Annotated in this window: 13 protein-coding genes; 5 read left to right on the top strand and 8 right to left on the bottom strand. The window is 69.7% G+C overall.

The window, feature by feature from the left end; genetic code table 11:
- Positions 1-87 precede the first annotated feature (87 nt).
- The 4 genes from OHB23_RS07715 to OHB23_RS07700 form a co-directional block, all read right to left on the bottom strand.
- Positions 88-1,083, bottom strand: a complete 996-nt coding sequence (locus OHB23_RS07715; RefSeq protein WP_328811227.1) for an aldo/keto reductase — start codon at positions 1,081-1,083, stop codon at positions 88-90.
- 8 nt (positions 1,084-1,091) lie between these two features.
- A complete protein-coding gene (locus OHB23_RS07710; protein WP_056441761.1) occupies positions 1,092-1,475 on the bottom strand; it encodes a MerR family transcriptional regulator in 384 nt (127 codons plus the stop codon).
- Positions 1,476-1,491: 16 nt separating this feature from the next.
- On the bottom strand, positions 1,492-2,451 hold the full coding sequence (locus OHB23_RS07705) for a lysophospholipid acyltransferase family protein (protein ID WP_222630405.1): 960 nt from the start codon (positions 2,449-2,451) through the stop codon (positions 1,492-1,494).
- A gap of 112 nt (positions 2,452-2,563) precedes the next feature.
- Positions 2,564-3,592, bottom strand: coding sequence for a LacI family DNA-binding transcriptional regulator (locus tag OHB23_RS07700; RefSeq protein WP_261781494.1), 1,029 nt, complete (start codon positions 3,590-3,592; stop codon positions 2,564-2,566).
- A gap of 48 nt (positions 3,593-3,640) precedes the next feature.
- Here OHB23_RS07700 and OHB23_RS07695 point away from each other — a divergent pair, with 48 nt between their 5' ends.
- On the top strand, positions 3,641-4,858 hold the full coding sequence (locus tag OHB23_RS07695; protein ID WP_027504599.1) for an MFS transporter: 1,218 nt from the start codon (positions 3,641-3,643) through the stop codon (positions 4,856-4,858).
- Here the strand turns inward: OHB23_RS07695 and OHB23_RS07690 are convergent.
- A complete protein-coding gene (locus tag OHB23_RS07690) occupies positions 4,806-6,098 on the bottom strand; it encodes an MFS transporter (protein ID WP_328811226.1) in 1,293 nt (430 codons plus the stop codon). The two genes, OHB23_RS07695 and OHB23_RS07690, sit on opposite strands and share 53 nt — an antisense overlap.
- Positions 6,099-6,130: 32 nt before the next feature.
- Between OHB23_RS07690 and aroQ the strand changes: the two genes are divergently transcribed.
- Together aroQ and OHB23_RS07680 are read left to right on the top strand one after the other, a co-directional pair.
- Entirely contained in the window at positions 6,131-6,625 is a 495-nt protein-coding gene (gene aroQ, locus OHB23_RS07685; RefSeq protein ID WP_056441753.1) for a type II 3-dehydroquinate dehydratase, read from the top strand.
- Between the two features lie 14 nt (positions 6,626-6,639).
- The gene (locus OHB23_RS07680; RefSeq protein ID WP_442973027.1) at positions 6,640-7,464 is read left to right on the top strand and encodes an acyl-[acyl-carrier-protein] thioesterase; all 825 of its coding nucleotides are present in this window, start codon (positions 6,640-6,642) and stop codon (positions 7,462-7,464) included.
- A gap of 60 nt (positions 7,465-7,524) precedes the next feature.
- Here the strand turns inward: OHB23_RS07680 and OHB23_RS07675 are convergent, their stop codons facing one another.
- Entirely contained in the window at positions 7,525-8,043 is a 519-nt protein-coding gene (locus OHB23_RS07675) for a PadR family transcriptional regulator (RefSeq protein WP_328811225.1), read from the bottom strand.
- A gap of 115 nt (positions 8,044-8,158) precedes the next feature.
- On the opposite strand from OHB23_RS07675, the gene OHB23_RS07670 reads away from it, so the two are divergent.
- Positions 8,159-8,587 carry a DUF1707 SHOCT-like domain-containing protein gene (locus tag OHB23_RS07670; protein ID WP_328811224.1) on the top strand — a complete coding sequence of 143 codons (429 nt, stop codon included), beginning with the start codon at positions 8,159-8,161 and terminating at the stop codon, positions 8,585-8,587.
- On the opposite strand, the gene OHB23_RS07665 is transcribed toward OHB23_RS07670, so the two are convergent.
- Positions 8,529-9,872, bottom strand: a complete 1,344-nt coding sequence (locus OHB23_RS07665; protein WP_222649754.1) for a cytochrome P450 — start codon at positions 9,870-9,872, stop codon at positions 8,529-8,531. The genes OHB23_RS07670 and OHB23_RS07665 overlap by 59 nt on opposite strands.
- An 89-nt stretch (positions 9,873-9,961) precedes the next feature.
- On the opposite strand from OHB23_RS07665, the gene OHB23_RS07660 reads away from it, so the two are divergent.
- Complete coding sequence (locus OHB23_RS07660; protein ID WP_328811223.1) at positions 9,962-10,591, top strand: TetR/AcrR family transcriptional regulator; 630 nt, start codon at positions 9,962-9,964, stop codon at positions 10,589-10,591.
- Position 10,592: 1 nt separating this feature from the next.
- Here OHB23_RS07660 and OHB23_RS07655 read toward each other — a convergent pair whose 3' ends face one another.
- Positions 10,593-11,783 (bottom strand): NAD(P)/FAD-dependent oxidoreductase, encoded by a 1,191-nt coding sequence (locus tag OHB23_RS07655; RefSeq protein ID WP_328811222.1) that lies wholly within the window; start codon positions 11,781-11,783, stop codon positions 10,593-10,595.
- Positions 11,784-11,801 lie beyond the last annotated feature (18 nt).

Here is an 11,801-nt window from a genome sequence, read left to right as displayed (position 1 = left end):
TCTCCGCGAGTACGTCCGTGCTGTCGTGATCGCGAGTGAAATCACGACACTGTCGACGTACTCGCGGTGGGGGGGTGGCCTCGGGGCTCACTCGTCGATGCTGGACATGTCTCCGTAGCGTGCTCCGGCCACGGCCGACGCGGGCACCGCTGCCTCGAGTTCGTCGAGGATTTCCTGCGTCACCGCGACGTCCGCCGCTGCCACGTTCTCCTCGAGGTAGCGCACGCGCTTGGTTCCGGGGATCGGCGCGACGTCCTCGCCCTGCGCCAGCACCCACGCCAGAGCCAGCTGACCGGGCGTGCATCCCAGCCGGTCCGCGATCTCACGGATGCGCGCCACGAGCGTCAGGTTCGCCTCGAGCGCCTCGCCCTGGAACCGCGGGAAGTACGCGGTGCGGCGCGAGTCCTTCTCTGCCAACTCCGACTCGTGCGCGATGGCGCCGGTCAACAGCCCGCGACCGAGCGGCGAGTACGGGACCAACCCGATGCCGAGCTCACGGAGCGTCGGGAGCACAGTCTCCTCGAGACCCCGCGTGAACAGGGAGTACTCGGTCTGCACAGCCGTGATCGGGTGCACTGCGTGCGCCCGACGGATGGTCGCGGCCGACGCCTCGGACATCCCGAGATGGCGCACCTTGCCCGCCTGCACCAGTTCCGCCATCGCGCCGACCGTGTCCTCGATGGGGACCGACTTGTCGACGCGGTGCTGGTAGTACAGGTCGATGTGGTCGACACCGAGCCGCGACAACGACGCGTCGCAGGCCGCGCGGACGTACTCGGGGGTGCCGTTGATGCCGAGACGGGTGCCGTCGGCGAGTCGCTCGTTGCCGAACTTGGTGGCGAGCACCACCTGGTCCCGACGGCCGGCGATGGCCTCGCCGACCAGCTCCTCGTTGACGAACGGGCCGTACATGTCGGCCGTGTCGAGGAAGGTCACACCGAGTTCGAGAGCGCGGTGGATGGTGGCGATGCCGGAGGCGCGGTCGGTGTCGCCGTAGAACTCGGACATGCCCATGCAGCCGAGGCCGAGGGCGGAGACGGTGAGAGGGGACTGCGTACCGAGGGTGCGTGAGGTGAGCGTCATGCCCCCACTCAACGTGCTGGAGTGCGCTCCAGGTCAAGCCTGCCGACGTAGAGCTCGATCTTGTGGTCGATCGCGCGCAGATGACCGGTCACCTCGGCGAGCTGCGCCAGCACCCGTTCCCGATGCGCGCGGAGGGCGTCGAGCCGCTGCTGCTCCGTCCCCTCGCCCTGACGCACCAGGTCGGCGTAGTGCCGCACCTCCGCGATCGACATCCCGGTCGCACGCAGTCGGGTGATGAGGACGATCCACGTGATGTCGTCGTCGCTGTAGCGGCGCTGTCCGGTGGACGACCGCGGCACCGCGCGCAGGAGCAACCCGTCGCGCTCGTAGTACCGCAGCGTGTCGATGGTCAGCCCGGTCTGCTCGGACGCCTCCGCGATGCTGTGACTCACCCCGTCAGCTTAGGCATCAGCGGAAGAGCGGGAACTTCCTCTTGGTGGCGAGCGCGTCCATGCCGGACTGGATGGAGCGCCGCACCTCCTCGTACTTGGCCTCCACGTACTCCTCGTCGTCCACGCGGGCGAGATCGTGATCCACCTCGACGGGCGGCATGAAGCGGGTCCGGATCTTGGCGGGCAGCGGGATCTGCGGAAGTGCGGCCGGCGCGATGATCCACGGCAGCGACACGGCAATGGGGAACACCTTGAGTCGCGCGATCTTGTCCAGTCCCAGCATCTTCGAGAGCTTGTCACCGCGGACCAGCACGGGCATGGCGTCGGCGCCGCCGACGGTGGCGATCGGCACGATCGGCACCCCGCAGCGGATGGCGAGCTTGATGAAGCCGGTGCGCCCGCCGAGGGTGGCGACGTCACGTTCGCTCCACGGTCGCAGCGAGTCGACCTCACCTCCGGGCCACACGATGACGTCGCGCCCCTCGGCCAGTGCCGTGGACATCGAGTCGGGAGCAGCGGGCAGGACACCCATCGAACGGAACACCGTGCCGATGAGAGGGAAGGCCATCAGCGCATCGTGCGCGGTGCCGTGCAGCGTGCGTGACGGGCCGAACCGTCGCCACCACTGCGCCCCCACCGTCCAGGCGTCCCACACGAACGGTGCACCCGAATGCACGCCGACCAGCAGCACCGGTGGCGGCGGGATGGTCTCCCACCCGTCGATCTCCATGCGGAAGTACTTGTCGACGAGCGGGTTCCAGAACTTCTCCTGGCGCCGCATGCTGTCGACGTCCTGGTCCGTGAGGTCCCAGTCGCCGGCGCGCGAGGCGACCAGGCCACTGAGTCCACCGGACGCGTTCTCGCGCTTGTCCTTCATCTTCAGCCGGGCCGCGGCGGCGACCCGCTCGGCCTGGTCCTGCAGCTCGGGATCGCGATGGTCGGCAGGGGAAACGTCTGTGTGATCGGCGCCACTCATGAGGCCGAACCTACTGCACGGTCAGATGCGCCGTACCCCGGTTGCACACAGGCCGTGACGAATCAGCACATCCGGCCCCGGGGCGGTGGTTCGTGTGCAGCCTGCGCACGCCTCACCTCGTCGAGGTCCGCCGCACGACGTGCCACTCCGGTGTCGCGACCGGCTCACCCGCGAGCACGGCCCGCGCAGCGCTGCGCCCCTGCTCGTACAGCGACTGGGCCACCGTCGTCAGCCCTGCGCCCGCCGCTTCCTCGGTGTCGTCCCACCCGACCATCGCCAGGTCGCCCGGCACCTGCAGGCCGCGGTCCCGCACCACCGACAATGCCCCGAGCGCCATCTCGTCACTCATCGCCAGCACCGTGTCCGGCAGCGCGTCCAGGTGATCCTGCATCGCGCGCGTCCCCTCCGAGCGGAAGCTGCCGGTGCCGAACGCGACGGGCACCGCGGACCAGTCGAGCCCCAGCGCCTCGGCAGCCGCGCGGTAGCCCCGCAGACGGTTCCTCGTCACCGGGAAGTCGATCGTCTCCGGATCCGGTCCGTGCACGAGGCGCCGCTCCCGATGCTCGTCGGCAGGAAAAGCGAGCACCAGCGGTCGCGCGGCACCCGCGAGGGCGATCAGGGCGACCGCCTCGGCCGCGGCGGCGTCGTCGATGCTGACCAACGTCGTGCCGTCGTGCTCCGGACCGCCCTGCACGCACACGGGTCGCCCGGTGGCGACGGCCGCGTCGAGCAGTGGGTCCCCGGTGACCGTGGTCCAGAAGACGTACCCGTCCACGGCGGCGTCGCGCACCCGGTCGACGTCGCGGGCGACGCGCGTGTTCGGCAGGATCACCAGGCCGGTGTCGGTGTCGAGGCACGCGTCGGCCACTCCGGACAGGAACCGGCGAGCCTGCGGGTCGTCGAACGCGTACGTCAGCTTCTCCGTCAGAAGCACGGCGAGGTTGTTGCTGCGGCCGCTGCGGAGCGACTGCGCGCCCCGGTGCGGGCCGGTGTAGCCGAGTCGCTCGGCGGCGTCGAACACCTTCGCCCGCGTCTCGTCCGAGACCCGCTCCGGCCGCCCGTACGCGTAGGACACGCTCATGACCGAGACGCCGGCCGCCGCCGCGACGTCGGCCATGGTGACGCGTGTGTGCGAGGTCATCATCGCCACTCTATCGCCCACCCCCGTCCGTGTGTATCGTTACACAGCATGTCCACGGCACCTCCGCGCGCGAACACGCCCGCTCTGCTCGTCCTCGGCGCGACCGCGTTCATCTACGTCACGGCGGAGACGCTGCCTGTGGGACTGCTCCCCGAGATGTCCGCCGACCTCGGTGTCGGCGAATCGGCCATCGGGCTGCTGCTGACCTTCTACGCGTACGCGGTCGCCGTGATCACGTTGCCGCTGATGGCGGCGGTGAAGTCGTGGGACCGTCGCAAGGTCGTCGTCATCACCGCCGGCGCACTCGCGGTGTCGCAACTCGTGTCGGCGGTGTCCGTCGGCTATCCGATGCTGGTCGGAGCACGACTGATCTGCGCGGCCACCCACGGTGTGTTCTGGGCCGTGGTGGCTCCGGTCGCGGCGTCACTCGCCGCACCGGGCAAGCGCGCGAAGGCGATCGCGCTCGTCTACGCCGGGACGTCGTTGGCACTCGTCGCGGGCAATCCGCTGACCGCCGCCCTCGGACAGTGGACGCACTGGCGCGTCGCCGCCGCGACGCTCGGCGTCGTCGCGCTGGCCATCACCGTCGCCCTGACCCGGTTGCTGCCCGCTCTCCCGGTCGCGACTCCGGTCGCCACCACGGCCACGTCGCGCCCCGGCATCAGCCGGGTGCTCGTCCTGCTGTGCGGCATCACGTTCCTCGCCGCGCTGGGCCACTTCGCCGGCTACACGTACTTCGCGCTCGTGGTCGGCGAGGGCATCGGCACATCGGGGAGCGTGCTCTCGACCATGCTGTTCGTCTACGGACTCGCCGGCGTCGCCGGCATCTGGCTCATCGGTCGCACGTACGACCGCGGTCCGTGGCGCTCGACGATCGTCGTCCTCACCGCCATCACCACCGCGCTCGCGGCGCTGGTCCTGGCGCTGTCCACCGGATCCGGCGTGCTGGCGATCGTCGCCATCGCTCTGTGGGGCATGGCCTTCACCACCATCCCGGTGTGCATCCAGTCGGCCGTCCTGCACTCGGCACCGGCCGGGGCCGCGGCGGACCGCGCGTCGGCGATCTACGTCGTGACCTTCCAGGTGGCCATCGCGACGGGTGCCCTGGTGGGCGGCGGCATCGTCGACACCCTGTCGGTGACGGCGGTGCTGGTCTTCGCGGCCGTCACCATGCTGCTGGCACTGCTCGGCGTCCTCGCCGGGCGGTCGGCCTTCACGGCTCCGACGGCTCCCGTGCCGGTCGCTGCGACCGCATCCGCTCCCTGACCTCGCGCCAGGTCCGGGGCGAGATCCCCGCGTCGCGCCGGGTCTTGCGGCGGGCCACCAGCACACCCGTCGCCGCCACGGCCCAGACCGCGTACTGCGTGAGCCACGCGACGCGGAACGCCTCGAAGGTGTACCCGCCCATCGCGTTCAGAATGGCGCCCATGGCCTGCATCACCAGCAGCGACGCGAGGAATCCGCCGATGTTCACCATGCCCTGGGCGGTGCCGAGCGCGACCGACGGGTTGAACGTGCGCGCGTAGTCGAAGCCGATGGCCGACCCCGGGCCACCGACCGAGATGACGATCACCAGGACGAAGAGCAACCACGTCGGCGCGGGTCCCGGAAGAGCGAGCACCAACGCCCACATGAGGGCGTTGCTGGCCATGATCGCCAGCACCATCCACGACCGACGCATGGGATAACGCCCCGTCAGGATGCCGACGACGATGCCCGACACGATGGCCGACACCACCGACGTGGTGAGCAGCGCGCCCACCACTGCGGACGACACCCCCTGCGCCGAACTGAGGTAGGGCACTCCCCACATCAGCGCGAACACGGTGATGGAGAACTGCGTCCCCATGTGGGAGAAGAAGCCGAGCCGGGTACCGGGCCGTGACCAGACGACGGAGATGTTGCGCACCGTCTCGCGGAACGTCACCCGCGGCGCGCTGCCGGGTCCGGGATCGGGCGAGTTCGAGACGGCGAGGAACGCGGCCAGCGCGACCACCACCCCGCTGCCCGCGGCCGCGCCGTAAGCGACGGACCACCCCCCGCCGTGCAGCAGCGTCAGGAACGGCACCGCGGACAGCACCTGCCCGACCTGCCCGAAGATGCCCGTCAGCTGCGAGACCAGCGGAACCCGGCGGGGCGCGAACCACTTCGGCACCAGCCGCAGCACCGAGATGAACGTCAGCGCATCACCGACACCCACGACGGCACGGGCCGCCACCGCCACCGGCAGCGAGTCGGTGAATGCCAGGATCATCTGCCCCGACGCCATGACCAGCGCTCCCGTGACGATCATGGCGCGCGGACCCACCCTGTCGAGCAGCACTCCCGCAGGAATCTGCATCGCCGCGTAGACGACGACCTGCAGGACGACGAACGACGACAGCACCGACGGACTCGCGGCGTACCGATCCGCCGCGTCGAGCCCCGACACACCGAACGACGTGCGATGCAGGACCCCGACGATGTAGGCGAGGACACCTGTTCCCCAGACGATCCACGCGCGCATGCTGCTCAGTCTCCCGGGTAGAGTCCGCACCCATGACCCACGGTCACGCCCACCACGACACGCTGCCTGACGACGGCCGGCCTCCGGCCTCCCCGCTGCCCATCCTGGTGCTCAACGGTCCGAACCTGAACATGCTCGGAACCCGCCAACCCGAGGTCTACGGCACCGAGACGCTCGACGACGTGGTCGCGCTGTGCCGCGAGACCGCGGAACGCCACGGACGCACTGTCCGCGCCGAGCAGTCCAACCACGAGGGCGCGTTGATCGACTGGATTCACGAGGCGCGCGGGACGGCGTCGGGAATCGTCATCAACCCGGGCGGTCTGACCCACACGTCCGTCGTTCTGCGCGATGCTCTGGTCGTGCCCGAGATCCCCGTCGTCGAGATCCACATCTCGAACGTGCACGCCCGCGAGGAGTTCCGACACCACAGCTTCGTCTCGGGGATCGCCGTGTCGGTGATCGCCGGGTGCGGCGTCCGCGGGTACCGCTACGCCGTCGACGAGATCTGCGCCCGCACGTCCTGACCATCACGTCGGAAATGAGCACCATGGACCTCTCCCCCGTCACCAGCCACGAACTCGCACCACAGCCGCCGACGGGCGAGGGGTTCGAGACCGCGTGGCCCATCCGCGCCGGCGACGTCGACACCGCGAACCGGCTGCGCTACGACTCCGTCGCCCGGTACCTGCAGGACATCGGGTCGGACAACCTCGACGCCTCCGGACTCGGGGAGACGGATCCGTTCTGGATCGTGCGCCGCACCGTCATGGACATCGACCGACCGTCGGTGTGGCCCGAGCGGATCACGTTGCGGCGCTGGTGTTCCGGTCTGTCGACGCGATGGTCGAACATGCGCGTCGACATCACCGGCGACAAGGGCGCGCACATCCGCACCGAGGGATTCTGGATCAGCATCTCGTCGACGACGGGCATGCCGACGCGCATCTCCGACGAGGGCCTCGCGCTGCTCACCCGCACGGCGGGCGAGACCAGACTCAAGTGGAAGCAGTGGCTCCGCGATCCGGCCCCGGAGCCCTCACTGACAGATCTCGCGTTCCCGCTGCGCATCACCGACGTCGACGCGTTCAACCACGTGAACAACGCCGCCTACTGGCAGGCCGTCGAGGAGGTGCTCGCCCGCGCGGAGTCCGGCGAGATCACCGGCGGACCGCACCGCGCGGTCATCGAGTATCTCTCGCCGATCATGGCGCCGGATCACGTCACGCTCCGCTGGCGTCGGCACGACGTGGACGGTGCACCGGCGGTGACGGTGTGGTTCATGATGGACGACACGGTGCGCACGATCGCGTGCGTGGTGGCGCGCGCCGGCGCGAGCGGCGCTTCTGCTCCTCTCACCGACTGAATCGGCGGGATCCCGCTCGCAGGCGGCGCGAGGAGAGCAGAAACCCCGGAGGCCGGTCGCCTACTGCCAGGGCAGGCCGTCGAGCCAGCTCAGCACCATCGTCTCGTAGGCGATGCCGAAATCGAGGGTGGCCGCGGCGTACGGATCGTCGAGCGCGGCGTCCTTCTGCTCGCGATACCGGCGCAGGTTCTCCTCGTGCGTGCTCCGGTGCGCCGCCACTGCCTCGCTCAGCACGGACGCCGGCACGTGCTCGCCGAAGGAGATCATCAGCAGCAGCGGATGACGAATGACCTCCGGCTCGGGGAGCACCGAGATCCAGGCGGCGAACTCGGTTCGCCCCGCGTCGGTGATGCGGTACGGCTTGCGATCACGCGCCTGCGTCTCGAGTTCCTCCACCAGTCCGGCGCGGGCGAGGCCGGAGAGTTCGCGGTAGACCTGGGAGCGCGTGACCGTCCAGAAGCCGCCGATGCAGACCTGCGCCGTGGCGACGAGGTCCCATCCGGACATGGGCCCGCTGTGCAGGAATCCCAGCAGAGAGGCCGCCGTCGCGTTGACGGTGGTGCCACGAGTGTCGGCCATGGCGTCATCGTCCCACACCTTGACAGTCCACAGTGGACGGTGCAGTCTGAGATCGGACATTCCACAGTGGACTGTCGACCCCCGATCTCGACCACCCCGACGAATCGAGCGTTCGATGACCGCACCGCAGACACACGAGCAGGCACTCGCACTCCTCACCGCCGCGGTGGGAGACGGGCGCCTGACCCTGGACGAGTTCGACACCCGCTCCGCGGCCGTGGTCTCGGCCCGCTCCGATGCAGACCTGGCCGCCGTCACCGCCGATCTGCATCCAGCGCCGTCCACACCCGGACATCCGACGACCGTGCCCGCGGCCGCGTGGCTGCGGTGGGCGTCGGTGGTCGCGCTGTGCAGCGCGATCTACGTGATCACCTGCGTCGCCTCGGGATCGATGCTGTACCCCTGGCCCGTCTGGGTGGCCGGGCCGTGGGGCATGGTGCTGCTCGTACACAGCATCGCCGCGGCGACACAGGGCCTCGGCACCGTCAGCTGCGGCGCTGCAGCCGCACGGGCTGCCCGTCCTTGGGATACGGCAGGGAGGTGAAGTCGATCGGTGTCGCACGATCGGCCGGCACCGACCACGTGTGGTGGCGCAGGAGGTGGTGCAGCACCATCGTGATCTCGATGGCCGAGAAGAACTGACCCAGGCACGTGTGGACCCCGCCGCCGAACGGTTGCCACGCGAACTTGTGGGGCAGCGCGCGACCGTCGAAGCGGGTGGGGTCGAAGACCTCAGGGTCCGACCAGTAGGTGGGATCGTGATGCGTGTAGTGCGGCGTGGCCACCACCATCACGTCGGCAGGCACGTGATGGCCGCGGATCACCGTGTCCCGCACCGTCCATCGCGCCATGGTGGGCAGCGGAGCGAGCATGCGCAGCGATTCCTTCATCACCGCGTCGAGTGCCGTCAGACCCGCCCGCGCCTCGGGTGCGGAGACATCGGGGCCCGCAGCCAGCGACTGCTGGCGACATTCCTCCTGCCACTGCGGGTGTCGGCCGAGCTGATCGACCATCGTGGAGATGGTGATGGTCGACGTGTCGTGCGCTGCCATCAGCAGGAAGATCATGTGGTCGATGATCGCGTCGTCGGAGAAGCGCTCGCCGTCGTCGTCCTCGAGGTGGGCGAGCACCGAGAACAGATCTCGGCCGTCGCCGCGCCGCCGATCCGGAAGATAGTCCCGCAGAAAGTCTTCGAGGAAGCGTCGACCCTTCAGACCCCGGCGCCACCGACCACCGGGCACGTCGAGCCGGACGATGGACGTCGCCGCCTGAACACAGTCGACGAAGGCCTTGTTGACGGCGTCCAGCCGGGTGTCACCGTCCCGCACCCCGCCCATGAACACCTCGGTCGCGAGGCCGAGCGTCAACGACTTCACGGCGGGATAGATCTCGAAGTGCTCCGACGAGTCCCACTCCTGCACGGTGCGGGCGATCAGCGGTTCCATCGCCGCGGCGTAGGACGCGAGACGGTCCTTGGTGAACGCCTGCTGCAGCAGCCGCCGGTGGTGGCGGTGCTCGCCGAGGTCCATGAGCATGAGCCCGTTGTCGAAGAACGGCCCGATGAGCGGCCGCCAGCCGAGTGCGTTGCTGAACGCCTTGTCCCGGTTGGTCAGGATCTCCTCGCACCCGTCGGCGCCGAGCACCAGCACCACGCGCCGGCCCGCCATCGTGTGCCACGAGACCTGCCCGTAGCGCCGCTCCTGCTGCCGCCACAGGGCGAGGGGGTCCCGGATGTACTGCATCGAACGGCCGACGTAGGGGATGCCCGCGCTGCCCATGACGGGACGGAGATCGGAGCCGAGCGGTGGGGCGGCGAGCGCGTGAGCCATGGGGCCTCCTGAGTATCTGACAGGGCGTCCTGTCAGATGTAGTGTGCGTCACAGGAGAGGCGCTCGTCAAGACCTGCGAGACTGACGGCATGGCGGAACCCGCGAGCAGGACCTACGGCGGAGTGGACGCGGCGGACCGCGCCGTCCGCCGCCGGGCCGCACTGATCGAGGCGGGTCTGGACCTCATGTCCTCGGTGGGCACCGACAAGACCACGATGACCGCGGTCTGCGCGGCCGCCGGGCTCACCGAGCGGTATTTCTACGAGAGCTTCCGCACCAAGTCGGACCTGCTGCTCGCCGTGCTCGACAGCGTTGCCGACGAGGTGAGAAGCGCTGCGATCCATGCCGTCTCGTCCACGGACGGAGACGTCGCCGACCGCGTGCGGGCCGCTCTGAGCGCCGTGGTGTCGATCATGCTGTCCGACCCCCGCAAGGGCCGGATCGCGTTCGTCGAGTCGATGGCGTCACCGACCCTGCGAGCTCGACGTCAGGCGACCATCGACGCCGTCGCGGACGTGGTCGTCGAACGCTCGCACGAACTCTGGGCCGACCGCGCACTCCCGCCGCCGCAGGACCGGCTCATGGCGTTGATGTTCATCGGCGCCTGCTCCGAACTCGTCTCCGCCCGGTTGCAGGACCACATCGATGCGACCCCCGACGAGATCGTCGATGCTGCGACGCAACTGTTCCTCACCGGAATGCTGCGCCCGACGAGCTGACTCAGAGATGGCCCTTCAACAACAGGTGCCAGTACGTGAACGGCAGGCCGAACCGGTCGCCCGCCCACGAGAGCCGACGGGGCTTCAGCGGGTCCAGGAACGACGGCAACGACGACGTGATCTCGCCGGTGCGATCGAACTCGGCCGCGATGAGACGCCGCGCGTCCACCGGGATCGGCGCCACCGTGTAGCCGTCGTACTCCCCCAGCGCCTCGTTCGATCGTTGCGCCAGCACGTTGTCGACGAGGATCGACACCTGGCGCCGTAGTCCGCCGCCCGAGGGATCGGTGTCGATGGACGCGCCGTCGCCCACGGCCCACACGCCCTCGTGTGTGCGGTGCCGGAAGGTCCGCGGATCCACGTCCACCACTGCGTGCGTGCCGGGATCAGCGCTCGCCAGGCCGGTCTCCTCGACCCACCGCGGTCCGCGGTAGGGCGGCACCAGATGCAGCATGTCGTAGCCGATCCGCTCGGTGCGACCGTCCGCGCCGGTCACCGTGATCGATCGCTCGCCCGGCGCGAGCGCCGTCACGGCGGTGCGGTGAAGCACTCGGACATCCAGCTCCCGCAGGTACTTCCGCAGCCGGGCGTCGAGCGCCGGCACTCCCACGAGATCCGGGCGGTCGACCACCAGCGTCATCGACGGCGCGGCACCCACCTTCCGCCAGTGCGCGGCGGCGAGGAACAGCGGCTTGATGGTGGTCCCGGTGCAGCTCACCGGCGCACGAGGAACCGTGAAGACGGCGTGCCCGTCGGGACGCATCGTCTGCACGAGGTGCCAGGTGCGCGTCGCCTCGTCGAGGTAGTTGCTCGCCACCGACGACGACGCGAGCGCCGCGTCGATTCCGGGCAGTGCGTCGTGATCGGGCACGAGACCGGATCCCACGACGAGGTCGCGGTAGCGCACCTCCGTGCCCGACTCGGTGCGCACCGTCCGCGTCACGGTGTCCACCGAGACGACACGCTCCTGGATCCAGGTACAGCCCTTCGGTGTCACCGAGCGCTGGGGGCGCTGCGCGGACGCGAGGGACGCCTGCCCGCCGCCGACGTAGGACAGCAGCGGCCGATAGGTGTGCACCTCCTGCGGTTCGATGACCACCACGTCGGAGACGCCCTTGTTCAGGAAACGGGCGGCGGCGCTGATGCCCGCGTTGCCCCCGCCGATGATGACGATGTCGTGCTCGGTGGTCATGATGCCTCCGGTGTCCTG

It is taken from the genome of Rhodococcus sp. NBC_00294, assembly GCF_036163995.1.
In the GTDB taxonomy this organism is placed as follows: Bacteria; Actinomycetota; Actinomycetes; order Mycobacteriales; family Mycobacteriaceae; genus Rhodococcoides.
Note: the sequence above shows the minus strand (reverse complement) of the source record. Positions and strands in the feature narration are given on the sequence as shown.